The organism is Collinsella sp. AM18-10, assembly GCF_003471585.1.
Lineage (GTDB): Bacteria > Actinomycetota > Coriobacteriia > Coriobacteriales > Coriobacteriaceae > Collinsella.
This window is the reverse complement of record NZ_QRJO01000001.1, coordinates 445,456-471,169: the sequence shown is the minus strand read 5'-3', so window position 1 is coordinate 471,169 and position 25,714 is coordinate 445,456. Positions and strand designations below refer to the sequence as shown.

At 59.4% G+C, this 25,714-nt stretch carries 23 protein-coding genes and 1 pseudogene; 10 read left to right on the top strand and 14 right to left on the bottom strand.

Annotation, left to right across the window (positions count from 1 at the left end; all coding sequences use genetic code 11):
- Window positions 1-162: 162 nt before the first annotated feature.
- The gene (locus DW211_RS01910; protein ID WP_118258866.1) at window positions 163-960 is read right to left on the bottom strand and encodes an alpha/beta fold hydrolase; all 798 of its coding nucleotides are present in this window, start codon (window positions 958-960) and stop codon (window positions 163-165) included.
- 225 nt (window positions 961-1,185) lie between these two features.
- Between DW211_RS01910 and DW211_RS01905 the strand changes: the two genes are divergently transcribed.
- The 3 genes from DW211_RS01905 to DW211_RS01895 all read left to right on the top strand — a co-directional run bounded on the left by DW211_RS01905 (window position 1,186) and on the right by DW211_RS01895 (window position 4,076).
- A complete protein-coding gene (locus tag DW211_RS01905; protein ID WP_118258864.1) occupies window positions 1,186-1,962 on the top strand; it encodes a radical SAM protein in 777 nt (258 codons plus the stop codon).
- A gap of 160 nt (window positions 1,963-2,122) precedes the next feature.
- Entirely contained in the window at window positions 2,123-3,010 is an 888-nt protein-coding gene (map, locus tag DW211_RS01900) for a type I methionyl aminopeptidase (RefSeq protein WP_118227103.1), read from the top strand.
- A 130-nt stretch (window positions 3,011-3,140) separates the two neighbouring features.
- Window positions 3,141-4,076, top strand: coding sequence for a D-2-hydroxyacid dehydrogenase (locus DW211_RS01895; RefSeq protein ID WP_118258862.1), 936 nt, complete (start codon window positions 3,141-3,143; stop codon window positions 4,074-4,076).
- Window positions 4,077-4,330: 254 nt separating this feature from the next.
- Here the strand turns inward: DW211_RS01895 and DW211_RS01890 are convergent, their stop codons facing one another.
- Entirely contained in the window at window positions 4,331-5,716 is a 1,386-nt protein-coding gene (locus DW211_RS01890) for a M18 family aminopeptidase (protein ID WP_187364998.1), read from the bottom strand.
- A 161-nt stretch (window positions 5,717-5,877) separates the two neighbouring features.
- Between DW211_RS01890 and DW211_RS01885 the strand changes: the two genes are divergently transcribed.
- The 4 genes from DW211_RS01885 to DW211_RS01870 all read left to right on the top strand — a co-directional run bounded on the left by DW211_RS01885 (window position 5,878) and on the right by DW211_RS01870 (window position 10,280).
- Window positions 5,878-6,963: a carcinine hydrolase/isopenicillin-N N-acyltransferase family protein gene (locus DW211_RS01885; protein WP_118258860.1), complete on the top strand. Its 1,086-nt coding sequence runs from the start codon at window positions 5,878-5,880 to the stop codon at window positions 6,961-6,963.
- 140 nt (window positions 6,964-7,103) lie between these two features.
- Window positions 7,104-8,183 (top strand): 6-phosphofructokinase, encoded by a 1,080-nt coding sequence (locus tag DW211_RS01880; RefSeq protein WP_118258858.1) that lies wholly within the window; start codon window positions 7,104-7,106, stop codon window positions 8,181-8,183.
- Window positions 8,184-8,576: 393 nt separating this feature from the next.
- The gene (locus DW211_RS01875; protein ID WP_117758372.1) at window positions 8,577-9,515 is read left to right on the top strand and encodes a helix-turn-helix domain-containing protein; all 939 of its coding nucleotides are present in this window, start codon (window positions 8,577-8,579) and stop codon (window positions 9,513-9,515) included.
- 444 nt (window positions 9,516-9,959) lie between these two features.
- Entirely contained in the window at window positions 9,960-10,280 is a 321-nt protein-coding gene (locus DW211_RS01870) for a multidrug transporter (protein ID WP_117635687.1), read from the top strand.
- Between the two features lie 116 nt (window positions 10,281-10,396).
- Here DW211_RS01870 and DW211_RS01865 read toward each other — a convergent pair whose 3' ends face one another.
- A complete protein-coding gene (locus DW211_RS01865; protein WP_233540918.1) occupies window positions 10,397-13,162 on the bottom strand; it encodes an ABC transporter permease in 2,766 nt (921 codons plus the stop codon).
- 5 nt (window positions 13,163-13,167) lie between these two features.
- A complete protein-coding gene (locus DW211_RS01860; RefSeq protein ID WP_117816947.1) occupies window positions 13,168-13,869 on the bottom strand; it encodes an ABC transporter ATP-binding protein in 702 nt (233 codons plus the stop codon).
- Between the two features lie 109 nt (window positions 13,870-13,978).
- Here DW211_RS01860 and DW211_RS10420 point away from each other — a divergent pair.
- Window positions 13,979-14,119: pseudogene (locus tag DW211_RS10420) on the top strand (hypothetical protein); the annotation flags it as partial.
- A gap of 162 nt (window positions 14,120-14,281) precedes the next feature.
- On the opposite strand, the gene DW211_RS01850 reads toward DW211_RS10420, so the two are convergent.
- The 5 genes from DW211_RS01850 to DW211_RS01830 all read right to left on the bottom strand — a co-directional run bounded on the left by DW211_RS01850 (window position 14,282) and on the right by DW211_RS01830 (window position 19,608).
- A complete protein-coding gene (locus tag DW211_RS01850) occupies window positions 14,282-14,956 on the bottom strand; it encodes a TIGR00266 family protein (protein WP_117629922.1) in 675 nt (224 codons plus the stop codon).
- 148 nt (window positions 14,957-15,104) lie between these two features.
- The gene (locus DW211_RS01845) at window positions 15,105-15,605 is read right to left on the bottom strand and encodes an ATP-binding protein (RefSeq protein WP_117758369.1); all 501 of its coding nucleotides are present in this window, start codon (window positions 15,603-15,605) and stop codon (window positions 15,105-15,107) included.
- Between the two features lie 196 nt (window positions 15,606-15,801).
- Window positions 15,802-16,377: a methylated-DNA--[protein]-cysteine S-methyltransferase gene (locus DW211_RS01840; RefSeq protein WP_233508860.1), complete on the bottom strand. Its 576-nt coding sequence runs from the start codon at window positions 16,375-16,377 to the stop codon at window positions 15,802-15,804.
- A 644-nt stretch (window positions 16,378-17,021) separates the two neighbouring features.
- Window positions 17,022-18,047 carry an aspartate-semialdehyde dehydrogenase gene (locus DW211_RS01835; protein WP_117790509.1) on the bottom strand — a complete coding sequence of 342 codons (1,026 nt, stop codon included), beginning with the start codon at window positions 18,045-18,047 and terminating at the stop codon, window positions 17,022-17,024.
- Between the two features lie 172 nt (window positions 18,048-18,219).
- Window positions 18,220-19,608 (bottom strand): aspartate kinase, encoded by a 1,389-nt coding sequence (locus tag DW211_RS01830; protein WP_117790510.1) that lies wholly within the window; start codon window positions 19,606-19,608, stop codon window positions 18,220-18,222.
- A gap of 104 nt (window positions 19,609-19,712) precedes the next feature.
- Between DW211_RS01830 and thrC the strand changes: the two genes are divergently transcribed.
- Window positions 19,713-21,230: a threonine synthase gene (gene thrC / locus DW211_RS01825; protein ID WP_118258856.1), complete on the top strand. Its 1,518-nt coding sequence runs from the start codon at window positions 19,713-19,715 to the stop codon at window positions 21,228-21,230.
- Between the two features lie 201 nt (window positions 21,231-21,431).
- A complete protein-coding gene (gene thrB / locus DW211_RS01820; protein WP_117648278.1) occupies window positions 21,432-22,313 on the top strand; it encodes a homoserine kinase in 882 nt (293 codons plus the stop codon).
- Window positions 22,314-22,595: 282 nt separating this feature from the next.
- Here the strand turns inward: thrB and DW211_RS01815 are convergent, their stop codons facing one another.
- From DW211_RS01815 to DW211_RS01795, 5 genes are all read right to left on the bottom strand, one after another.
- The gene (locus DW211_RS01815) at window positions 22,596-23,228 is read right to left on the bottom strand and encodes a helix-turn-helix transcriptional regulator (RefSeq protein ID WP_117758364.1); all 633 of its coding nucleotides are present in this window, start codon (window positions 23,226-23,228) and stop codon (window positions 22,596-22,598) included.
- A gap of 31 nt (window positions 23,229-23,259) precedes the next feature.
- A complete protein-coding gene (locus DW211_RS01810) occupies window positions 23,260-23,943 on the bottom strand; it encodes a DUF3990 domain-containing protein (protein ID WP_117758363.1) in 684 nt (227 codons plus the stop codon).
- Between the two features lie 94 nt (window positions 23,944-24,037).
- On the bottom strand, window positions 24,038-24,628 hold the full coding sequence (gene yihA / locus DW211_RS01805) for a ribosome biogenesis GTP-binding protein YihA/YsxC (RefSeq protein ID WP_055252447.1): 591 nt from the start codon (window positions 24,626-24,628) through the stop codon (window positions 24,038-24,040).
- A 38-nt stretch (window positions 24,629-24,666) separates the two neighbouring features.
- On the bottom strand, window positions 24,667-25,407 hold the full coding sequence (mtnN, locus tag DW211_RS01800) for a 5'-methylthioadenosine/S-adenosylhomocysteine nucleosidase (RefSeq protein WP_099432169.1): 741 nt from the start codon (window positions 25,405-25,407) through the stop codon (window positions 24,667-24,669).
- Window positions 25,408-25,485: 78 nt separating this feature from the next.
- The gene (locus DW211_RS01795; RefSeq protein WP_117758362.1) at window positions 25,486-25,707 is read right to left on the bottom strand and encodes a hypothetical protein; all 222 of its coding nucleotides are present in this window, start codon (window positions 25,705-25,707) and stop codon (window positions 25,486-25,488) included.
- Window positions 25,708-25,714 lie beyond the last annotated feature (7 nt).

The window sequence follows — 25,714 nt, the reverse complement described above, 5'->3', positions numbered from 1 at the left end:
ACAAGGGTAACACCTTGTCGATGCAGGTAAGTACGTGAATGCTGTTACATTTTTATGAGTTGGCAGGCGGCGCGATTGAAGTCGCAGACGTGAGGTTTTGAGCACATTTGTTAACACGGCCGAAACGTTTGCGGGTGAAGCCTGCTTTGGCCATTGCGGGTGTTAGAGCCCCAGGATGCCACGGACAGCCCGGGCAGCCGCTGCCGGGCGATCGCGCAGACCGTTATGCGCGCCCGGGATCGTCACGAGAGGGCAATCGAGATATTCGGCAGCCGCTCGCGTGCCAGCCTCGCGGGGCGTGCCAATCGAGAGCTCGCCCAGGAGCACGGCGGCCACCGTTTTTGACGCGCGAACGCTATCCCAATCGGGAACGCAGGTCATAGTAATCCCGTATTCGTTCGCCATGAAACTGCGGCCGTTGCGCAGGGCATACTTGGCTTCTGCCTCGGTTAACTTGGGGGCCTCAGGGTCCGAATCGCCGATGGCGCCCAGGAAGGCCCGTAATGCCCTGGAGACCTTTCCCGCGGCGATCATCTCGAGCAAAACTGGGGCCGCGCCCAGGCCGGCACCATCATCCGTCACGGCGGGTTCATGCAGAATCGCACGCGAGATTATGGCGGGGTTTGCACGGAGAAGCTCCAGGGTCACCAGCGTACCGGCACTGTGCGCGAGCACGTTTGCCGGAGCGCCGATATGCTCAATAACGGCCTGCAGGTCGGCGGCTTGGGCGGCGAGGTCGTAGCGTCCGTCTGCAGCGTCGCCGCTCTCGCCGCAACCGCGGCGATCGTAGGCAATGACGCGGTAGTCACAGGCGAGCTCGCGGGCGATGGCGTCAAAGAAGACGCCGTCGACGCAGGCGCCGTGCACGCACACCAAGGCGGGCGTATCGGACGATACAACCGGGCCGGCATACTCGCGACAGGCGATCGTGGTGCCCGCATTCTCAACCGTAAAATCCATACTGTGTTCCCATCGTCAATGCCCATCCAGTTGCCCGTCAGTACGGTTGGATAGACCCGCATTGCTTTACGCTTTGTTAACAGATTAACTGTACCCGACCTGAGGCTTTTCATGGCACGGCATAATGAGCGACGTGCAAAAACGAAACTTGTAAAGCAAGAGCCCGCACCTTGCTTCGGAGCCGATGCTATGCTTAGGCACAATTGTCTTGAGGAGCATATGTCTATGTCTACGTTTTTGAATGCCAGCCCCATCTTTGGGCCCGTTCGCAGCCGTCGCCTTGGTCTCTCGCTCGGCGTCAACATGATGCCGGCCAGCGGCAAAATCTGCACGTTCGACTGCATTTACTGCGAAAACGGCCTCAATGCCGAGCGCCCCTGCCACGAGCCGTATAACACGGCTGCCGTGGTGCTCGACGCGCTCGAGGCAAAGCTGCGCGAGATGGCAGCCGAGGGCGAGCTCCCCGATGTGATCACCTTCGCAGGCAACGGCGAGCCCACCGCCGCGCCGGAGTTTCCGCAGGCCATCGCCGGCGCCGTCGCGCTGCGCGACGAGCTTGCCCCAAACTCCAAGATCGCCGTGCTCTCCAACGGCACACGCGCCGACCGTCCCCAGGTACACGATGCGCTCATGATGGTCGACGACAACATTCTTAAGCTCGATACCGTCGACCCGGCGTTTATCCAGCTGCTCGACCAGCCTGTTGGCCCCTACGACGTCGAGCACCAGATTGAGACGTTCGAAAGCTTTGACGGTCACGTTATTATCCAGACGATCTTTTTGACCGGTGAGTATCAGGGCAAGCCCATCGACAACACCGGCGAGGAGTACGTTGCCCCCTGGCTCGTGTCGCTTGAGCGCATTCGCCCGCAAGAAGCGACCATCTACACGGTGGCGCGCGAGACACCGGTCGCCGGCCTTGCTAAAGCGGCGCCCGAGGTGCTCGACGCCATTGCCGCGCGCGTCCAAGCCCTCGGCATTCCCTGCCAGGTGAGCTACTAGCAAAACCACGCAGCAGCTAGTGCCCGCCATCCCGCCCCATCAGTTGCGGTGATATAGTTCCTATTTGTGCTGTTAAACCGCTTAAATCGGAACTATATCACCGCAACTTTTATGGCCGCGTGGGTGGGCTATACTAGCTGCGAATGAAAGGAAGTTAGCCATGTATGACAAAGGACCCGTGCCCGGCCGCAACGACGCTTGCTGGTGCGGCAGCGGCAAGAAATACAAGAAATGCCATAGCGCCTTTGATGAGCGCCTCGAGCGCTTGTGGGAAGAAGGCTGGGAGGTTCTGCCTCGCACGCTCTACAAGACTCCCGCCGATATCGAGGGCATCAAGCGCTCGGCAGCCATCAACGTGGGCGTGCTCGATTATGTGGGCGAGCATATCGCCGCAGGCATGACCACCAACCAGATCGACCAGATGATCTACGACTACACCGTCGAGCACGGTGGCACGCCGGCCGACCTCAACTACGAGGGCTACCCCAAGAGCGTGTGCACCTCGATCAATGATGTGGTCTGCCACGGCATTCCCTGCGATACGGACGTGCTGCACGAGGGCGACATCATCAACGTAGACTGCTCCACGATCTTGGACGGCTACTTTAGCGATTCGAGCCGCATGTTCTGCATCGGCAAGGTCTCTGCCGAGCGCCAGCGTCTGGTCGACGTCACTCGCGCCAGCGTGGAAGCGGGTCTAGCCGCCGTCAAGCCATGGCTACCGCTGTCCGTGATGGCCGAGGCCGTGCAAAAGACGGTCGAGGACGCCGGTTTTAGCGTGGTGCGCGAGTACGGCGGACACGGCATTGGCAAGGAGTTCCACGAGGACCCGTTTGTAGGCTTTACCACCGAGGCGCCCGATGTGGACACCATCATGGCTCCGGGCATGGTCTTTACCATCGAGCCCATGGTCAATGCCGGAGCGCCCGACATCAAGATTAGCAAGGGCGACGGCTGGTGTGTGCGCACCAAGGACGGCAGCGATTCGGCCCAGTGCGAGGTACAGCTCGTAGTGACCGAGGACGGCTACGAGCTGCTGAGCTGGTAGCCGTGGATGCGCCGGATGCTGACGGGCACGCTCGTCTAGCATCCGGCGTTTTTGTTTGAACGTTTTGCCTGATAAAACCCGCCAAAATAAACCTGTCCCTTTTTGGCGGGTCAAGCGGAAAGGACTACTTGTGAACATCTTGGTTTTGCTGCCCGTCAACGACCACCATCGCGCAATTCTTGAGTCGAGCGCTCCGGGCGAGGACTTTATCTACACGAGCGCCGACGCTATCACGCGCGAACAAGTCGCCAACGCCGACGTGATCTTGGGCAACATAGACCCTGCCCTACTTACCGCATGCGAGCACCTCCAGCTGCTGCAACTACAGACCGCGGGCTATGACGATTACTTGGCCGCCGGCACCGTGCCAGCCGACGCCAAACTGTCTTGCTCGGTGGGCGCCTACGGCCAGGCCGTGAGCGAGCACATGTTTGCCATGGTCCTTTCCATGATGAAGCGCCTGCCCGGCTATCACGACTTGCAGCGCGAACATCGCTGGGAGGATTTGGGGCCAGTTACCTCGCTCAAAAACGCCAACGTGCTGGTGCTGGGCGCGGGCGATATCGGCGGTCACTTTGCCACGCTCTGCCGCGGCATGGGCGCGCACGTCCGCGGCATCAAGCGCCATCCACTCGTCTACCCCATTGTGTTTGAGGACATGGACGGCATGGACGCCCTACCTGAGCGCCTGGCAGAGGCCGACATCGTCGCATCCTTTATGCCGAGCACGCCCGAGACCCGCGGTCTGGCGAACGCCGAGTTCTTTGCCGCGATGAAACCAGGTGCCTTCTTTGCCAACGGCGGCCGCGGCGACCTTGTGGTCACCGATGACTTGGTTGCCGTTCTGGAGTCGGGACATCTCGCCGGCGCCGCGGTCGACGTCACCGACCCCGAACCGCTGCCCGCGACAAGCCCCCTGTGGGATGCGCCCAACATGCTCATCACGCCGCACGTCTCCGGCTGGTTCCACCTGGCAGCCACGCTCAACAACGTCGTCGACATCGCCGCGGAGAATCTGCGTCACCTGCAGGCCGGCGAGACCCTGCGCTGCTGGATCGAGCACTAGGGTTCCGCCGTTCTAACGAACGGCGGACCGGCCGACGCTGCGAGCCGCCCAGGGCGACAATTTGTCATTCAAAAGGCAAGGCATGACCAGAAGGTCTATGCCTTGCCTTTTTCATGCCAACTTGTTCGCCCTGGACACCGCTCGCTGACGTTTGCTCAACCCGCGGTGTCTTAACAATTCTGTCCAGCTGTTGGCATTGCGGCATTTGTCTAGATAAAACCGGCCAAAATGAACCTGTCCCTTTTTGGTAGGTTTTAGAGTTCCACGCTTTCAGCGCCGTTGATGGTTAGGTTGCGCTCGTAGAAGGCGGTGAGGGCGCGGATGGCGTACATCACGTCGCGCACGCCGCCGGTCTCGTAGCTCGAGTGCATGGCAAGCTGCGGCAGGCCCACGTCCACGGCATGCATGCTCGCCTGCATGTTCGACAGGTTGCCCAGGGTAGAACCGCCGGCCATGTCGCTCTTGTTGGCGAAGGCCTGCGTGGGCACGTCGGCGTCATCGCAGATAGCCTGGAACACCGCGCGGCTAAAGGCGTCGGTGCAGTAGTGCTGGTTGGCGGCTTCTTTGATGACGATGCCGCCGTTAAGCACCACCTGGTTGCGAGCGTCACACTTTTCGGCATGATTGGGATGCACGGCATGCGCATTATCGCAGCTCACGAGCATCGAGGCGGCAAGCGCACGATGGTAGGACTCGTCATCAAAGCCCAGCGATCCGTTGATGCGGCGCAGCGCGTCGGCCAAGAACGTCGACATGGCGCCCTGCTTGGTCTCGGAGCCAACCTCCTCGTTATCAAAGCAGCAGAAGACCGAGACGTCATGCGCGTTCTCGGCACCCAAAAATGCCTGTAGCGAGGTATAGGCGCAGGCCAGGTCGTCGAGCTTGGGCGTCGAGATAAACTCGTCGGCCCAGCCCCAAATGCGCGCATCCTGACGATTGACCAGGAACAGATCACGGCCCAGAATCTGCTCGGGCTCAACATCCAGTTCGTCAGCGATCAGGGCATCGAAGTCACCCTGCTTAAGGTCGCCAGCGCTGATGAGCGGGCACAGGTCAACGGCTCGGTTGGGAGCAAAGCCCTCGTTGACGCCACGGTTCATATGGATAGCAAGGCTCGGAATGATAGCGACCTCGCGCTCGGTGGCGAGCAGGCGGCTCTCAATACGGTCGCCTTCGCGCACCAACACGCGGCCCGCAAGCGCCAACGGGCGGTCGAACCAGGTGTAGTCGATCATGCCGCCGTAGGCCTCGGTGTTCAGGCGCAGCGTCTCGCCCGCGCCGTCGAGCTCGGGCACGGCCTTGACCTTAAACGTCGGAGAATCGCTGTGCGACGCCGTGAGTTGAAAATGATAGTCACCGGCAACGCCGTCCTCGCCCCACGTCGCGGCCAGGTCCTCGCCCACCTTAAAGGCAACAACGCTCGAGGTGTTGCGCTGCGTGTAATAACGCCCGCCCGGCTCGATGTCCCACGCCGCATTCTCGGGCAGGTAGGTAAAGCCCGCCTCGTCGAGCTCGGCCATAATGGTCGCCGCCGTATGGAACATGCTGGGGCATGCCTCGATAAAGTCGATAAGATCGTTGGCGGCCTCGATATCATCGGCCGTCACATGCGCGCGCTCGGGCGTTTCCTGATCCGTCATGCTCTCCCCTTTCGCTGGGTTGATGGTCCCCTCCAGCATACCCCGCCACGCCAGCGTCGCACTCTTCATTCCGTGCTTAATTCCGCGCCGCTCACCAAGTTGAGCCATCATGCCCGCGCTCCTTTTGCGACAATTGCGCTAACAGGACGAGAGGAGCCGTCATGAAGCCACGTAACATTGCCATCGCCTGCGGTGTCGCGGGAGCCGCCGTCGGCCTTGCCGCTGCCACCGGTATCGTTTATCACAAGCAAATCAAGTCCGCCGCGTCGCTCAAACGCTTGACCGGCTACGCGGATGGCTATGACCTGTACGCAATCGACATTGCCTACGACTACGATCTTGACCGCATCATCGCCGCTGGCGTGCGCGACGACCAGGCCTACATCGATGCCGTGGTGGCGCAGGTGCTGCCCGGTGTGCCGGCACATGTCCAGGCGCCCCAGTTTGCCTGCAGCGCTTTTGTCGCCGTAGATGCCGAAGGCCGCGTGCGCACCGGTCGCAATTACGACTTTAAGGACGACACCTCGGCGCTGCTGGTGCGCAATCACCCGCGCGACGGCTATGCCTCCATCGGGTTTGCCGCCCTCAATAACCTGGGCGATAACACTCCGCTTGACTCCGTCGCCGGACGCGCCGCCGCACTCATGGGCCCGTTTGCCCAGCTCGACGGCATCAACGAATGTGGTGTGTCCATTGCCGTGCTCACCCTGGATTCCAAACCCTGTGACCAGGACACGCAGCGCCCCGTCATCAACACTTCGCTCGCCATCCGCCTGGTGCTCGACCGCGCGGCTACCACGCAGGAGGCCGTCAACCTGCTTTCTGCCTACGACATGCACGCCATGGCAGGACGCGATTACCACTTCTTTATCAACGACGCCGCCGGTGACGCGCAGGTGGTGGAGTGGGATCCGCGCGACCCCGACCGCGCTTTCAAAGCGACTCCCGTACACCAGGTTACGAACTTCTACGCCTGCTATGGTGACGAGGTGCTTCCCAACCAAAAGAACGGTGAGCTGGGCCACGGCAAGGAGCGCGCCATCGCCATCGCCGATGTCCTCGACGCCCATACCGGCGCCCAAGACGAGGCAGTCGCTTGGAAGGCCCTACGCGCTGCGGCGCAAGAGCCCAATCCGGAAGACATCACCAGCAACACGCAGTGGTCGGTCGTCTTCGACAACACCGAGCCCGCTGCCGCCATCACGCTGCGCCGCCACTGGGGCGACATCGACGCCTTCGCGCTGTAAGGAGCTGGCACCGTCGTCCTTACGCTCGCCTGACGTTGCTTACATTTCTATACGCTTGAGCTAACACGTTTTACCCCCGCATCAACAGTGTGCGGGGGTAAACTTATGCGCATGTTATAACTTGCCCGGAAGGATTCATCATGCTCAGGATCGGTCTTCTTACCAGTGGCGGCGACTGCCAGGCGCTCAACGCCACCATGCGCGGCATCGTCAAAACGCTTATGACCAATAGCGAAGAACCTATCGAGATCTATGGCTTTGAGGACGGCTACCAGGGCCTTATCTACAGCAGGTTCCGCGTCATGTCGCCCGCCGATTTTAGCGGCATCCTCACCCGCGGCGGCACCATCCTGGGCACGAGCCGCACGCCGTTCAAGCGCCTGGACATTCCCGAGGCCGACGGCGTCGAGAAGGTGCCCGCAATGGTCCACACCTATCATAAGCTGCAGCTCGACTGCCTGTTTATGCTGGGCGGCAACGGCTCCACCAAGACCGCCAACCGCCTGCGCGAAGAGGGCCTCAACGTTATCGCCCTGCCCAAGACCATCGATAACGACACCTGGGGCACCGAGTTGACGTTTGGCTTTACGAGCGCCATCGACGTCGCCACCAAGTGCATCGACGACATCCACACCACTGCCTCGAGTCACGGCCGCGTGTTTGTCATCGAGATCATGGGCCACAAGGTCGGTTGGATTCCGCTGTACGCCGGCGTCGCGGGCGGCGCGGACGTCATCCTGATTCCCGAGATCCCCTACGACATGGACAACGTCATCAAGACCATCGAGCATCGCATGGAGACCGGCAGCCGCTTTACCATCGTGGCCGTCGCCGAGGGCGCTATCTCCAAGGAGGACGCGGCGCTGTCCAAGAAGGAATACAAGAAGAAGCTTGCCGAGCGCACGAGCCCGTCGATCGTTTACGACATCGCCAAGGAGATCGAGGCCAAGACCGGTCGCGAGACCCGCGTCGCCATCCCCGGCCACACGCAGCGCGGCGGCCAACCCGACGCCCAGGACCGCATCTTTGCGACCCAGTGCGGCGTCGAGGCAGCGCTCGGCTGCCTGCGCGGCGAGTTTGGCTACATGATTGCCCTGCGTGACGGCAAGATGTGCCACATGCCGCTCGAGGAGGTCGCCGGCAAGCTCAAGTATGTCGACCCCCAGAGCGACCTGGTGCGCGAGGCCAAGGCGCTGGGCATCAGCTTCGGCGACGAATAGCCTCGGCCGAAACTGCTCTCATCGGAGACCCCAGGGCTTACATCCCAAATCGTCCTCGGACATGTCAGGACCCCGCCGTGCGCTTCGCGCGGCGGGGTCCTTCCGTCCTGCGGAAAGATTTGGGATGTAAGCCCTGAGGCCTCCTGCGGTAACTAGGGAGGCCGAGGCTATTCGTCTTCTTGCTGCGGGTGCGTGGGCTGAGATTTTGGGATGTTGCAGGCTCTTAGCTGAGAGTAGCACTGACATTTGTCCTGAAATGGCTGGTCGTTAGGGGTTGCTACCGGTAGTTGCGGTAGGGTTGGGGCAGATTCTAACTAGAAATGGTGGTCGCTACCGGTTGTTCTCGGCATACTCGGCTCATTCGATTACGGTCACCACATGAAAGGAACTGTCATGGATCTTGCGATGGCACAGCGGCTCGTCGATCGCCGCAAGGCTGCCGGGCTTTCTCAGGAGGCGCTTGCCGCCCAGCTGGGTGTGAGTCGTCAGGCTGTCAGTAAATGGGAGCGCAGCGAATCCTCTCCCGATACCGATAACCTTATTGCGCTCGCCGCGCTGTATGGCGTGTCGCTGGATGAGCTGCTGTATGGGGAGGCGGTGGATAGCACTGACGACTCGCAGGCTGATGATGAGGCGCAGAACAGCAACGCCGGCACCAAAGCTTCAGATAAGGCTGAGGAGGCTGAGGCTTCTACTGAACACGCTGATTGCAGCGATAAGCCACTTGTCGATATTTCCCTCGCGCGCGGTATCCACGTCATTGATCCCAATAAAGGCGAGGAAGTCCATGTTGGTTGGAGCGGCATCCATGTGACCAACGAGCGCAAGGGCGAAGAGGTGCATGTGGGGCCGGACGGCGTGCATATCGATACGCTTGAGGACGATGGACATAGCGTACGCACCAATGACGACGGCACCGTCACCATCGACGGCGAGACGTTTTCCAGCTGGAAGGAAGCACACGACAAGCTCGACCATCACGGCAAGCATTTCCACACCAAGGTCGGACGTGCATGGAACAAATTCCCCTTCCCTGCGCTTGTCGCCCTCGCCTATCTGGTGCTCGGCATTGTCTACGGCACATGGGCTACGGGACTCTTCCTCGTCTTTCTGATTCCCGTCTATTACGCGCTTGGCGACTTTATCGACCAACGCCACTTATCTAAGCTGATCGAGGTCATCTACCCGGCAGCCGCCATCGCTTGGTTCCTCTACATGTGGCTCTGTTTGGGACAGCCCCATCCTGCATGGATCATCCTCATCACGATTCCCGTCATCAAAGCGCTCATGCGCTGGTGCCGCAAACAATGGAAGCACCGCCAACAGGCCTAACACGCTCCGACCCACCAGCACCCAACCACCCCCGCCCTTCTCCTAAGTTGCGGTGAGATAGGGACTGTTTTGAAGCTCCAAAGCGCCAAACAGTCCGTATATCACCGCAACCTACAAACAACTGGGTCAGTTCCGGCACGGAGATTAGCATTGAGCTGACCACGCGCCAAGAAAAGGGCCTATTTACTACGTTTAACTCGAGAGGGCCGACCATACCCGCCTTTTCCGAATATTTGCAAGCCCTCTACCTGCGGTTTTAATTTCATAATCTTTGTCATGGTCGAGGGTGTGGTAGCAAACGTAGTAGATAGGCCCGTTTTGCGGCATACGACCTATTCAAGCCCAATCTCGAAGGCTGGAGAAAGCCCTTCATCCACGCCTGTGAGCGAAAACCAAATAGAATGAAAGGCAAATGGAAAAGCCCGTTTAACGAGCGGAGGACATATGCGCGACGTAGCCGAAAGCGACTGGAAGCTGTTTAAGAAAATGCTTCCTCAATGGCAAGAACGTTATATGGAAAAGCTCATCGGCCAGTATGTTGAGATACTGAACGGCGACAGTGAAGCGTCCAGTAGATTTTGGGCACTAGAAGAGCGCCTCAATAGAGACAAGCTGTCCTCAGGCGTAATTGCAAACGACATTCGCCGCAGCACAATGCACCGCGAGATAGCCAATTTGCTTATCGACAGCGTGATCACCCTTGACGACCTTGACGGTTTTACCGAGGACATTAAGAGCTATGCGCAACACTGGATTGGCCAGTAAGAGCACTGAACGACAGACATCCCCAGCAAAACGGGGCAAACGCCGGGCCACCTAATGGTTGTCCGGCGTTTGCGCAGATAAAACCTGCCAAAATAAACCTGTCCCTTTTTGGCAGGTCACTCGGCGCTCTTGAGGGCGCCGACCATGTCGATCTTGTTGAGGGTACGATTGGTGGCTAGGTTGACGATAAACGTAAAGCCAAAGGAAAGCACCACGGCGAGCACGTAGCTTAGCGGCTCGACTTCGACGTCAAAGTACAGCGACGGCATCTGCAAAATGTACGTAAAACTCTCGGCCAGCAAGCCGCCCAGTGGCACGCCCAGCGCGGCGCCAATTGCCGTGAGGATCAACGTCTCCTTGTTGACGTAATGGTGCACCTCGCCACGGCGGAAGCCCAGCACCTTGATGGTCGCCAGCTCGCGTTCGCGCTCGGAGATATTCGTGTTGGACAGCGTAAACACCACCACAAACGACAGGCATGCCGCCATAAAAGTCACGAGCACCACGACCGAATTGATGATCGCAAAGTTCGCCTCGTAGTTCTGCCAATGTTCGGCCGTGCTCGAGATGGTGAGCCAACCGTCGCTCTTAAGCTTCTTGCTAAACGCAATCTGGTCGGCCGACGAGCCCTTAAGCAGCGCAAGGATGCCGTTAAGGCGCGCGCTTCGACCGAACGCGCGCTCATAGGTGCCCTGCGTCATGTAAAGCGTATTGCCCAGATAGTTGAGCGAGATGTCGCTGACTTTGACCTTGGCAACATTGAGCGACGAATCCTGGACGTGAGCCGTGTCACCCGGCTTGATCCCCAGCACCAGCTGAGAGCTCTTGCTCAAATACACATCCCCGTCACGCAGGGCGAGCGGTTCTTTGGACTCATCCTCCAGGCGCACGTAATCGCCCAAGTCACCCGTGCGGTCGTCGGGAATCACGATGAGCTGCACGGTCTCGCTCTTACCGCCAAATGTAAAGGTGACGTTGTCTGTCATAATTGGCAGCGTCGAAGTCACGGTCACGTTGGAATCCTTGGCTGCACTGCGTTCATCCAGTGCTGCGCACGTCTGCGAAAAATCGTCGGGGTTGGCGACCGCCAGCAAGTCGTAGCGCGTGATGTGCCCGTACTGCTTGGGCGACAGCGCGACCGACGTATCGCGGATACCCATACCGCAGATCACGAGCGCCGTGCATCCCGCAATGCCAAAGATGGTCATAAAGGCGCGCTTTTTGTAGCGGAACAGGTTGCGTGCAGCGACCTTGTTCAAAAAGCCCATGCGGTGCCAGATAAAGCCGATGCGCTCGAGCAGAATGCGCGAACCGGCGCGCGGAGCCTTGGGGCGCATGAGCGAGGCAGGGGTCTCGGCCATCTCGTGGCGGCAGGCGATAATCGTGGCTCCCACCACGCCCACAGCAAACAGCGCCACCGAAACGATCGAGGACACGATGTCGTACGAAAGTAGCATCTGGGGCAGCGAGTACATGTCGTCGAACACCGTAAACAAGAACAGCGGCAGGCCCACAAATCCGATGATGTTGCCGAGCACGCCACCGATCAGACACGCCCACAGCGAGTAGTCCACATATTTGGACAGGATGCGCCCGCGTGAATAGCCGAGCGCCTTGTACAGGCCAATAAGCGTGCGCTCCTCCTCGACCATGCGGGTGGCGGTGGTGAGACTGATAAGCACGGCGACGATAAAGAAGATGAACGGGAACACCGTGGCGATGGCCTCGATCGAAGAACTATCGCTCTCGACGCTCGAGTAGCTTGCGATATTGCCGCGGTCCTGGATGTACCAGGTGCATTCGCCCAGGTCAGAGAGCTCGGCGCGGGCATCGGCAAACTGCTGGTCGGCGGCGGCACGGCGCTGGTCCAGGTCGGCTTGCGCCTGCGCACGCTCGTCGCTGCCCTCGGCCATGCGATTGATGTTGTCCTGCTCGATCCCAAAGACCATATTCGCCTGACGCTCAGCTGCGTCCAAGCTCGCCGGTGTGTCGACCGTCAGCTCCTGGGCGCGCGCCTTCTCACGCTCCTCGCGGATCTTCTCGATATTGCCCTTGACCTTGTTGATCTTTGCCGAGTAGGCATCCGAATAGGAGTTGAGGCTCTTGGCTCCCTCGACGACCACGTGGACAGCGGAGTAGGAAGAAGATGTCGCGGCATCCTCGCTCACGTAGAACTTGTAGTCCGCAGTCGAAGCAGCGCGAAAGGCGTTGACTGTCGAGTCGGAGCTCACATCAGTGGGATCGAGGACCTCAGCCGTAATGGTGTAGTACCCATCGGCAAACTGGTCCTTGGCGCTTTGGTTCGACGAGCTCGCATCGTTGGCGGCAAAGCTCACCGTATCGCCGATTTTCTTGCCCGAAGCCTTCAAAAAACGTGAGGTCACTGCCACTTCGCCCGAAGTCTCGGGCAGCTCGCCGCGTACTAGCACCGGTTGGTCAATATTCTCTTTGGAGAGGCTCTGTACGACGACACGCTCGCGCGTCGTACCCACGGCGGTATAGGCGGTCTCGGTATAGATGCCCTCGGCCGTCTCGACGCCATCGACCTCTTGGATCGCGGCAATATCGTCATCGGTCAGACCATAGGTCGACTGCACGTTGATGTCATAGACATTCTGCTGGTCAAAATAGGCGTCGACCGAATCACACAGGTCCTCGCAGCCCGCCTTAAGGCCGCACATCACGCTCACGCCAAGCGCGGTGATCACAACGATAGACAAGAAGCGTTTGAGGCTGCCGCGAATCGTGCGGTAGATGCCACGACGAAAAACCGTCGGCACCATATCGTTTGAGCTTTGGGCGGTACGGTAGGTCGTAAAATCCTGCTCGCGCTCCGTGTTCTGCGCGTCGCGGCGTTGACTGTTTTGGCGGTCCTGATTCATGGGCGCTACCACTCGATCGTCTCGATAGGCACAGGATTTTGCTGGACCGTCTCGCTCTCCACGCGGCCGCTCTTAAAGCGGATCAGGCGATCGGCCATGGGCGCCAGCGCAGAGTTGTGGGTGATGATGATGACCGTAATGCCTTGCTTGCGGCAAGTGTCCTGTAGCAGCTGCAAGATCTGCTTGCCGGTTTTGTAGTCGAGTGCACCCGTAGGCTCGTCGCACAAAAGCAGCTTGGGGTTCTTAGCCAGCGCGCGGGCGATGGATACGCGCTGCTGCTCGCCGCCCGAAAGCTGCGCCGGAAAGTTAGCGAGGCGGTCGCCCAGGCCAACCTGGCGAAGCGTTTGCTCGGCGTCGAGCGAATCGGGGCAGATCTGCGCCGCGAGTTCGACGTTCTCAAGCGCCGTCAGGTTAGGGACCAGATTGTAGAACTGAAAGACAAAGCCGACGTCAGCGCGACGGTATTCCACAAGCTGAGCCTCGTTGGCAGAGCTCACGTCACGCCCGTCCACCGTCACGGTGCCAGAAGTTGCCGTGTCCATGCCGCCCAGAATGTTGAGGGCCGTGGTCTTGCCGGCACCCGAAGCACCCAAAATGATGGCGAGCTCGCCGCGCTCGACCGTAAAGCTCGCGCCGTCGAGCGCGTGGATGCGGGCATCGCCCTCGCCGTATGCCTTGATGACGTCTTTGAATTCGATATAGGCCATCGATTAATTCCCATCTGGTCGGATAACTCTTTAGTATTACCCATTTCCCACCTACCAAAAAGGGACAGGTTTATTTTGGCAGGTTTTATATGGGGAAACGTACCTCTTTGGGGGCAGCGCGGGACGCGCAGGGGCGGCCGTGCAGATCGGCACAGCCGTCTCACGTGGAATCGACCGACGCCTGCCTTTCCGTGACACCGGCAACTCGTTTTTGCTTGTTGGCATGGCCGCCATTATGCCTTGGGACTGAGCACTCAAATTCTCACTCCTCATTGCCACGCTTGCCGCAAGCTATCAGGGTGACGAGATGACGACGCTCGCTGTAGCAGCGCAGCCACACTCTATAAGCGAGGCGTTTGCCAGCAAAAAAGCGCGCGACAGGGTAAGCCCGCCGCGCGCTATCCTATGCGGACTAGTTATTGTTGTTGGTCATCGAGGCCACTGCTGCCGCAAGATTGGAAATGGGCATCGTCTGCAACCAGATGCGACCGGGACCGGTGAGCACGGTGTTGAACACGCCCTCGCCACCAAACATGATGTTTTTGACGCCCTTGACCATTTGAGCGTCGATGCTCACGGTCTCCTCAAAGCCGGCCACGTTGCCGGTATCCACAATCATCTGCTGGCCAGCAGCGAGCTCGTACTCAACCAGGTCGCCGTCGATCTCGGCAAAAGCAACACCCGAGCCCGTGAGCTTCTGCATGATAAAGCCCTCGCCGCCAAAGACGCCGGCCTTTGCCTTCTTGTTAAAGTGAATGCTCAACTCGACGCCACTTTCCGCGGCAAGGAACGAACGCTTCTGCAAAATCCAGCTCTTGCCCGGACCGATCTCGATTGGCACGATGCGGCCGGGGAAGCAGGAGCCAAACGCGATCATGCCATCGCCACGCGCGGTCCAAATGTTTTGGAACAATGCCTCACCCGAAAAAGCCTTGGAGAACATCTTGCCGATGCCACCGCCCGAGGTAGACATTTCCATGTTGGGGGTCATCCAAGCCATGGCGCCGCTTTCGGTGATCATGGATTCGCCATCGCTAAGGTTGCATGTAACAACCGGGAAAGCCCCTCCGCCGATCTCGTACTGCATGACCGTCTCCTTTCCACTCAGGAGCCGAATAACGATGCCTATATTTTAGCAGGTAGAGATGCATATGTTCACACCGCCCATGCCCTCTCCTGCGGACGTTTCCCCAGATAAAACCTGCCAAAATAAACCTGTTCCTTTTTGGCAGGTTTTAAAGGCAAACGGTGAAGGTGATCTGGTTGCCGTGACCGGATACGGTGGCGGCGCCTCCATGGGCCTCGGCGATGGCACGCACCACGGACAGGCCCACGCCCGAGCCACCCGTCTTGGAGCTGCGCGACGCATCCGCACGATAGAAGCGATCGAACAATCGGTCCAGGTCGCCCTCGGGCAGCTCGTCCACGGCGTTCGATACGACAAGCTCGGCGGCGCCCTTGCCTTTGCCGTGCGAAACGGCGCACAGGCTCAGCTCAATCACGCTGCCCTCGCTCGCATAGCGCGTGGCGTTGTCCAGTAGCAACTCAACCACCTGCGCCACCGCCGCGGCATCGGCATGGGTCCGCACGCCGGTCGCAATCGACGTCGACAGGCGCTTACCGCCTGAGACCACCACCGACTTAAACGGCGCCGCCGCCTTGTTCACCGCCTCCGAAAGATCGATCGACGCCATGGTAAAGCCCGCCGAGCCCTCGTCCATGCATGCCAAGAACACCAAGCGCTCCGTGAGCGCCGATAATAGCGCACCCGCACTCGCCTTAGTGCTGCCTTAGCAGGTCGATGAGCATATTTAAAAAAGCAAGGTTATAGCTTAGTCGGACTTAAGGAACGGGCGGCTTCACATCTCGCCCTGAAAACAACGCCCGTACAGCGAGCGCGCTTGCCGCATGGGCGTTGCGGCCGCCTGCAGCTTATAGATAGGCACCCTCGAGGCGCAGCAGCCACTCCTTGCGATCCAGTCCACCGGCGTATCCGTTGAGCGATCCGTCGGCCGCGACCACGCGATGGCACGGCACGATAATCGAAATAGGGTTGCGAGCGACCGCAGCCCCCACCGCGCGAGGAGATACAACGGGCGCTTCATTTCCCGGCACACGATGTCGAGCCGCAACACGCTGGGCGATCTCGCCATACGTAGCGACCTCGCCACGCGGAATTGAAAGTAGCTCAAACCAAACCTCACGCTGAAACGCCGTGCCAATCAAATGCAACGGCGGCGTAAACCGAGGCTCCTGCCCCGCAAAATAGGCGTTGAGCCAAGCCCAAGAACGCTCTAGCACCGAAGAAGCCGCGCCATTGGCCGGATTTACCGTCTGCATGCCCCCGGCACCCGAAACTGCATCGGTGCCCTCAACGTATTCGGCGCTTTCTTTAAGAAGCGTGGAACCAAAGTGCTCCTGCCCCTCAAACCAAAGCCCCGTCAGACCGCGGCCATCAGCGGCAAGCAAGATTTCGCCCAAAGGCGAAGCAAACGTCGTCGTGACCACCAGCGGCTCCCTTCAAAACTCCGCAACATAATACCGCGAATTGTACAGACAACCCCGCAGATACGTCTGGGCGGGCTCGCAATTACTTAAGCGAGACTGTTTTCCCTAATCAAGCGAAAAAGACGCAGGGCATCGACACCAGAGCGGTACCCCTGTCAGCCGAGCTCTAATACTTTCCCGAGAAGTGAACGAGTAAAAACGAAGTCCCGGAGCATCCACACCTTTAGACCGCAAAACCGCAGGATTCGCGCTGCAAAACCGCAGGACATAGCAATCAAAAAATGCCAATGCTTCGGGGGTCCAAATAAGGTCGTTCACTTCACGGGAAAAGTATTAGACCTCAATTCGCACCAAGCCCAAAGTCACCCCAGGCAGCAGGCGCGAAGCGCCGAGGCCGCCGCCGGGACTAGGGCCCGCAACAACCACGTGCCCCCACATCAGCCCAGCGGCCCCAACCAGCAACGGCCCCATCGCAGGCCGCTCGCAGCCGAGTCACCGCAGGCGGGGGCCGGGCTTGGTTTTCAGAACATTCCGCAGACCAGTGTGGCGCCTTGTCCGCAGCTCCGAAGGAGCAGGACAAGGCGCCACACATGGTCGAGGACGTTCTGAAAACCAAGCCCGGCCCCCGCCGGACAGGTCCACCGCTACTCGCAGAGCAGCTTAGCGATCTGGACGGCGTTGGTTGCCGCGCCCTTACGGATTTGGTCGCCGCAGCACCAGAAGGTAATGCCACGTGCGGCCTCGGGGTTCGAGATGTCGCGGCGTACGCGACCGACCCAAATCAGGTCCTGGTCGGAGGTGTCCATCGGCATGGGGAAGCGATCGTGCGCATCCTCGGCACTCATGTCGTCAACCAGCTTGACGCCCGGAGCGGCAGCCAGCGCAGCACGGGCCTCTTCCACCGTGATGTCGCGCTCAAACTCGAGCGTAATGCTCTCGGAGTGCGAGCGCAGCACGGGCACGCGCACGCAGGTGCAGTTCACGCGCAGCTCGGGCAGGTGCATGATCTTGCGGCCCTCGTTTTGCAGCTTCATCTCCTCGGAGGTAAAGCCCTCTTCCTTGACGCCGCCAATCTGCGGAATCAGGTTGCTCGCCAGCTGGGCGGCAAACGCGCGCGGCTCGGGAATCTCTTCGCCACGGCCCAGGGCGGCCAGCTGGGCCTCAAGCTCGGCCATGCCGGGGGCACCAGCGCCCGAAGCCGCCTGGTACGTCGAGACGATCATGCGCTTCACGCCAGCGAGCTGATGCAGCGGCCACGTGGGAACCAGGCCGATAATGGTCGCGCAGTTGGGATTGGCGATAAGACCGTGATGCCACTTGATGTCGTCGGCATTAATCTCGGGCACGACCAGCGGTACCTCGGGATCCATACGGAAGGCATGGCTGTTGTCGACCACGACGGCGCCGCGCTTGACGGCCTCGGGCAGCAGCTCCTTGGCGATATCGTCGCCGGCAGCGCCGAGCACGATGTCGCAGCCCTCAAAAGCCTCGGGGCAAGCCTCCTCAATCACAGCCTGCTCGCCGCGGAACTCGACGGTCTTGCCCGCAGAGCGTGCGCTCGCCAGCAGCTTGAGCTTGCCGACCGGGAACTCCTGCTCGTTCAGGCACTCGAGCATCTGGGTGCCCACGGCTCCCGTCGCGCCCAAAATAGCAACCGTGTACTGTTTCATGCTTCCCCCTTTAAAGGTTGTGGCTATCGCCCGCACGCCAAGCAGGCCGATTATTGTTGCCAGTGTATACAAGAACGGGGCAGGCACGAAACCCGCCCCGTCGAAACGAAACCGAAACGAAACGCCCCGCCGTAGATTTTTTGACATGACCCAAAAATCTACCGAGCAGTCGCTACTTTTTGAGCGCGGCCAGAGCGGGATCAACCGGCGCGGAAGCCTCCAGGTCGGAGACCTTCACAATGCCATTTTCGTCGGAGAAGGCACGGTAAATGGTCCGAATCGCCAGGTCAAAGTCCTTCTCCTCGACACCGATAATGATGTTGATCTCGTCGCAGCTCTGCGAAATCATACGCACGCTCACGCCAGCCTGGCCGAGCATGCCAAACAGATGGCCCGAGATACCTGCACGGCCGCGCAGGTTACGACCGACGGTCGCGATAAGCGCCAGACCCTCAACGACCTCGATCTCGAGCGGCTCGACCTCCTGCTGGATGTCGCCCACGAGTGAGTACAGCGAATCGTGCACATCCTGCTCCTGCACCACGGCGCCAAAGCGGTCGACGCCGGTGGGCATATGCTCGACGGAAACGTCATAGCGCTCGAAGACCGAAAGCGCACGGCGCATAAAGCCAACGCGGGGCTTGGTGCGGTCGCGGGCCACGTTGATGGCGACAAAACCGCGCTTGCCGGTCACGCCGGTAATGATGGGCTCTGCCTCGCCTTCATCAGCCGTCTCGCTAATGATGGTGCCGGGGTCCTGCGGCGCATTGGTGTTCTTGATGACCAGCGGAATGCCCGCCTCGCGCACGGGGAACACGGCCTCCTCGTGCAGGACGCTTGCGCCCATGTACGAAAGCTCGCGCAGCTCCTCGTAAGTAACGCGCGCAATGGGCTGAGCCTCGGGAACAATACGCGGGTCGGCAGAATAGAAGCCCGAGACGTCGGTCCAGTTCTCGTACAGGTCGGCGCCCAGGCACTTGGCCAGAATCGAGCCCGAGATATCGCCGCCGCCACGATCGAGCAGCTTGATCTGGCCCTCACGCGTCGCGCCGTAGAAACCGGGCATAACAAAGCCGCCCTGCTGACCGTACTCCTGCACCAGCTCGGAGGTGCGATTCATGCTGAGCGTACCGTCGTGATGGAACGCCACGACCGTCGCGGCATCCAGGAACGGCAGGCCCAGGTACTCGGCCATCAGGCGAGCGGTAAAGTACTCGCCGCGGCTTACGAGCTCCTCAGTAGAGTAGCCACCGGAGCGAGCACGCTCGGCAAAGGCCGCAAACTCTTCGCGGATGGGATAGGTGAGCCCCAGCTCGTCAGCGATATCAAAATAGCGCTGGCCGATGTCCTCGAGCAGCTCCTCGCACGACACGTGGTACTTGACGTGCGCGTTGACCAAGTAGAGCAGATCGGTCACCTTGGTGTCGCCCTTAAAACGGCGACCGCAGGCAGAAACCACCACAAAACGGCGGGCCGGGTCGGCATCGACAATGGCCTTGATCTTCTTAAAGTGTTCGGCGTCGGCGACAGACGAGCCGCCAAACTTGGCAATCTTAATCATGGGCTGGAGGTTACCTTTCTAAAAAGCCTCTGCGAACCTATTTTGCGCGCTCTGATACCATGGTTTCACCGATTGGGACCAAGGCATCCGAGGAGCAGTGTTATATGGGAACTTATCATAGTACACGAGGACGCACTTTATCGTGCTCAAGTAAGGTGGCAATCCGTACCGGCATCGCTCCCGACGGGGGTTTGTTTGTCTCGGACGAGCTCGGCACCCAGCAGGTCGATAACAGCTCGCTTGCAGATAAATCGTACTTTGAAATCGCTCAAGATGTGTTGGGAATGTTACTGAATGATTACACGACCGAAGAAATATCGGCCTGTGTGAATGAGGCATACCGCGGCACGTTCGCGAGCGAAGAGGTCACGCCGCTCGTCAAACTCGACGCCGCACCGGGCGCTGACGTCCCTCAGACCTATGTGATGGAGCTCTTTGGCGGCCCCACAAGCGCCTTCAAGGACGTCGCCCTGCAGATGCTCCCCCGTCTGACGGCCCGCACTTCCGCCAAAGACGGCGGCGCCGAGCGCATCATGATCGTCACCGCCACGTCGGGCGACACGGGCAAGGCAGCACTCGCCGGCTTTGCCGACGCCCCGGGCACGGGCATCACCGTCTTTTATCCCGAAGGCAAAGTCAGCCGCGTGCAGAATCTGCAGATGTCCACGCAGGAGGGCGATAACGTCGCCGTCTGCGGCATCCGCGGCAACTTCGACGATGCCCAGAGTGCCGTCAAGCGCATCTTTGCCGATAAGGAGCTTGCCGAGCGCCTGGAAGCCGCCGGCACGGTGCTTTCGAGTGCCAACTCCATCAACGTCGGCCGCCTGGTGCCGCAGGTTGTCTACTACTTTGCCGCCTATGCGCAACTGCTGCGCGCCGGCGCTATCGAGGCTGGCGACGCCGTAGAGTTCTGTGTGCCCACCGGCAACTTTGGCGATATCTTGGCCGGCTACTACGCCAAGTGCATGGGTCTGCCCGTCGCCAAGCTCGTCGTGGCGAGCGACAAGAACAACGTGCTTACCGACTTCCTGACCACCGGCGTTTACGACCGTAACCGCCCGTTCTTCACGACCATCTCGCCGTCGATGGACATCCTTATTAGCTCCAACCTGGAGCGCATGCTCTACTTCTTGTCCGACGGCGACTGCGAGCTCGTTGCCGGCCTTATGGAGCAGCTGGCACAGACTGGTCGCTACGAAGTTCCCGCCGACCTGCTGGCAAAGATTCAGAGCGTCTTTGGTTGCGGTTGGGCCAGCGAGGACGAGGTCCTCACTGCCATCAAGAGCTGCTGGGACGCGAACGGCTACGTGATCGACCCGCACACCGCTTGCGGCTATCACGTCTTTGAGCAGGTCGCTCCCGCCGAGGGCGCCAAGGCCCGCGTGTTGCTTTCGACCGCCAGCCCCTACAAGTTCCCGCGAGCCTGCTGCGACGCCTTGGGCCTCGACGTTCCCGAGGATGATTTTGAGGCTATGCGTGTGCTCGAGCAGGCCACCAACACGGTCGCCCCGGCACAACTTGCCGAACTCGAGTCCAAGCCCGTCCGCTTCGAAGACGTCTGCGACGTCGATGAGATGGCAAGCTACGTCGAGTCTGCAGCAAAACGAATGAGCACCAACTAAACCCCTTATTAAGCGCCGGCGAAAGCCGGCGCACCTTCTTTTTATTAAGCTTTCGGGATGATGACGAGCATGCGAGCGGGTCTGGCCGTTTAGTTCGTCGCGAGTTCCGCACGAGCCGGAAAGCACTTAATGTGCTTTCCGAGCGAGCCAGGACTGCCCGAGCAGCGAACTAAACGGCCAGACCCGCCCAGGAGGACCCACATGATCAAAATCACCGTCCCAGCAACCAGCGCCAACCTAGGCATCGGCTACGACACCCTCGGCATGGCCGTCAGCCTCTACTCGCACTTCACCTTCGAGCGTACCGACAAGCTCACCATCACGGGCTGCCCCGAGGAGTTCCAAAACGAGAACAACCTGGTCTATGTGAGCTTTGTCGATGCTCTGGCCGCCTGGGGCGAGCAGGCCTTCCCCGTTGCCATCGACATCCAGACCGACGTGCCCGTCGCTCGCGGCTTGGGTTCCAGCTCCACCTGCGTCGTCGCTGGCATCATGGCGGCCGCCGCGCTGACGGGCCACACCGTCGACCGTGCCGAGCTCGTCCGCATTGCCACCGAGGTCGAGGGCCATCCCGATAACGTCGCCCCTGCCATCCTGGGCGGTGCCGTTTGCTCCTTTACGCCGACTGATTCGCTCCCCCAGTGCCTGCGCTACGAGGTGAGCGATCGCTTGCGTTTTATTACCGTGATTCCGCCCTACGAGGTGCATACGAGCGAGGCGCGCAAGGTTGTGCCGCAGGAGATTCCACTCTCCACCGCCGTATGGCAAATGGGCCGCATCGCCGGCATGACGCGCGGCCTGGAGACCGGCGACCTTGACCTGATTGCCGCCGCCAACGACGACCGCATCCAGGAGCCCTATCGCCGCCGCCTGATTCCCGATTACAACGCTGTGCGCGACACCTGCCTTAATGGCGGCGCCAAGACCATCTGGATCAGTGGCTCCGGCTCGACCCTTATGGCTGTAACCGATGACACTATCGTAGCCAAGTTCCTGCAGGTCAAGCTGCGCGAGCAGTTCCCCAAATGCGACACGCACATTCTGACGTGCGACACGGAAGGCGCCCAGATCGAATACCTGTAGTCGCCGTACCTTATACCCGCCGGGGAGGCCAGGGGCTTTGCCCCCAAATCGTCCTCGGACATGGCAGGACCCCCGCTGCGCACTTCGTGCGGCGGGGGTCCTGCCGTCCTGCGGAAAGATTTGGGGGCAAAGCCCCTGGCCTCCCCTACGTTAACTTCGCTGGCGGCGGCTACAGGAACCTACGCTCTGGAAAGTCGCCGGGCTGATAGTTGCTTTTTATTGGTAGGGGCTCTTGCTAGGCTGGAGCACTTCCTAGAGGCGGGCATCGGCTGTGTGCTTGGTTTAGGCGGCGCTGGTTTCTTTGTATTCGAAGACTGGTTCTAGGAGGTCTTCGATGTTGCAGTGGAGGGCTTTTGCTATGGCTCTTACGCTTGTAACCGAAGCTTCATTGATGTTTCTCTGGCGCTGCTCGTACATTTGGATTGAGCGGAGTGATACGCCCGATTCGTATGCCAGGTCTTGTTGGGTTTTCTTGAGCCTCTTTCTTGCTTGCGCCAGTTTAGTTTGACGAGGTGTTTTCTTCGCCATATCGCAAATAAGACGCGCCACACGTTCCTCTGAGGCTTCGTGCCAGGGGTAGTACAGACTGCGTAGCACATCGAATGGAACGACATGCAGCAAATCTTCGAAAGACTCTCCTAGGCGCCACTGAAGGTATGCCAATATCCAGCCTGTCCAATATTCCGGTGTCTTTTCGAATCGGTAGGTTCGATTTGGCATCGGCCTTGATTGATAGCCGAACCTTTCGGCAATGAGCGCAAACAGCTCAACGCCCGATTTTCCCGATACGACCCATGCGTTGCCGCGTTCGAACTCGCGGGCTACGCCGCTCAGGCAAAAGAGTTCAGCAACTTCCGATCCTTCTGCCCCATAATCGTTAACGGCATAGTCAAAGCAGTCGCCGAGGTTGTTCATTGCATCCTCAAGGTAGTAGACGGGGTATGTCCTACTCGGCCCACGATCCGTTAACTCTTGGATCATTTAAATCAACCCTCCCTGCCATCAAATCCCTAATGTCGACACCATCAGAGTCAAATCCGTTTACCGTATCCAGGTACTTTCGTCGAGCGTTCTGTTCTCGCTCAAATCGTTTGGGATAAAACTCAGCTCCCGAGGCCTGCTTCCAATCGCGGAACTTAATCGCCGAGAACGCACGCTCACTCATGAGCGCATATTGAATGCCCAAATCCCCCAAAAACATAATGCGCTGCAATTGCCTGAGCGAGATCATGCCGTTGACAAACTGTCTTGCAAACGAGAAATAGGAATCGTCTGCACGATAGCCTCGAATAACGTCATAGGGAGAAATATCAATCAGGCAGTTATCCAGCAGATAACGAAGCCCCTCGCGTGCTACTGGCGTTGAAACATTGAACTCTCTGTTATTCGCCAGAATTGCAAGCCAGTTGAGAATCGAGAACTCACCTGATTCCAAATCCAAAATCGCAAGGCCATCTAAATCAAGCTCATATCGATTGGCAATGCCATCAGACTCGGTCCGGCATGCCCATTCCATTGCCATTTCCTCATGTGGCGTGCAATAAAACCCGCGCCCATAGTCATTGAATTGCCTGCATTTATCCAACGATGGATGCTCGACAACAACCTCCGACCCGTGCCAAAGCTCCATATCGACCTCCTAAAAAATATCACCCCAGTGATAGTTTACCAATAACTATCACTGGGGTGATATAGATGAGAGCTTTTGAGGGGTTGCAGCCCGATTAGAGGCAGGCCTCGGCGATGCGGCGCTTGAGTTCATCGATGCCGGTGCCGGTCTGGGAGCTTGTGATGATTACGTTTTCGGCCGGGACGTTGAGCTGCTTTTTGATGGCTGCCGCCTGGCGGGCCTGCTGGGTGCGGCTGAGCTTGTCGGCTTTGGTGAGGCAGACGATAAAGTTGAACTCGTTGCCCTGCAGGTAGTCGATCATGTCATGATCGAGCTTGCTGGGGTCGTGACGAATGTCCACCAGCGAGACGACCAAGTTAAAGCTGCGCTCGGAGTCGAAAAAGTCGCCGATAAGCTCGGCCCAGCGGTCGCGCTCGGCCTTAGAACGACGGGCGAAACCATAGCCCGGCAGGTCGACGAAGTGCACGTCGTCGGCCTCGAAGAAATTGATGTTGCTTGTCTTGCCCGGTGTGCTCGAAACCTTGACCAGGTTCTTGCGGCCAAAGAGCTTGTTCATAATCGACGACTTGCCCACATTGGAGCGGCCGACAAAGCTCACTTCGGGGCAGGTGGACTCGGGAATCTGCGAAACCTTGCCGTAGCTGGCGACGAACTTGGCAAGCTGGTAGTTAATGGAATCGGCCATGGACACTCCTTGGTCGTAGGTTCTTACAAAAGAGCGCGCTATTGCGCAGCGGCAATGCGGCGGACGATATCGAGCGTGATGTTACTTGCGACACGCGCGTACTCGAACAGATCGAACTCTCGGTCGCAAATTGCATCGTACGCCTCGTCACAATTATCGCTGATAGCGCGCAACACCAGGCAATCGACACCATTTTTGGTTGCGACATGGGCAATCGCCGCGCCCTCCATGCCGACACAATCGGCATGCGTCGCTTCGATAGCGTCGTTACGCATGGCGGCGCCCGTCACAAAGCGGTTACCCGTGGCAATCGTGCCGACCAGGAACTGTTTGGTGCCCTCGTTCGAAGCGACTGCATTTGTCGAAGCGTCAACGAACCCACGCTCAGCAAGCACGTCGACGGCAATATCGACCAGCGCGGGCGTCGAACCAAACTCCTCAAGCCCCGGTGCGGACTCGGCGATAAGCGCGGTATCGGTATCCAGATAGCGTAGGCGTTTGCCAATGACCACGTCGTCGATATGGAGCTTGGGGTTCAAACCGCCCGCAATGCCCGAAAACACAACAGCCTGCGGAGCATACTTGCTAATGAGGTGCTGTGTTGCAGCGGCGGCGTTCACCGTGCCCATGCCCGCCGTTGTGGCGACGACTGTCAGGCCGTCGAGCTCGCCGCTCACAACGGTCAAGCCTGCCTCCCGTGCCTCGCAAACGTCGCTCAGCTCTTCCTTAATCTGCATGATCTCTTTTTCGAGCGCACCGATAATCGCGATGGTAGCCATACCATTCCCCAAACCTATACGAAATTCTCAACCACGGTATGGTACCAGCATTTTGTTTGACCTCGCCAAACGAACACGCTAAGCCAGCGCAGCTCGCATATCAAACAGAGCCTTTGCAATCACGGCCGTAACCTCGCTCGAGCGGTCGCCCCACGGCATCGATGTCATGACGCTCATGACATAGGTACGACCATCGATGCCGATAAGGCCCGCATCGCATGTCGAATAGTAACCATCCTCGCTAATCCAGCCTGCCTTGTTGCGCACCAAAACATGCTCGCCCGCAATGCCATCGCGCACTCATTTA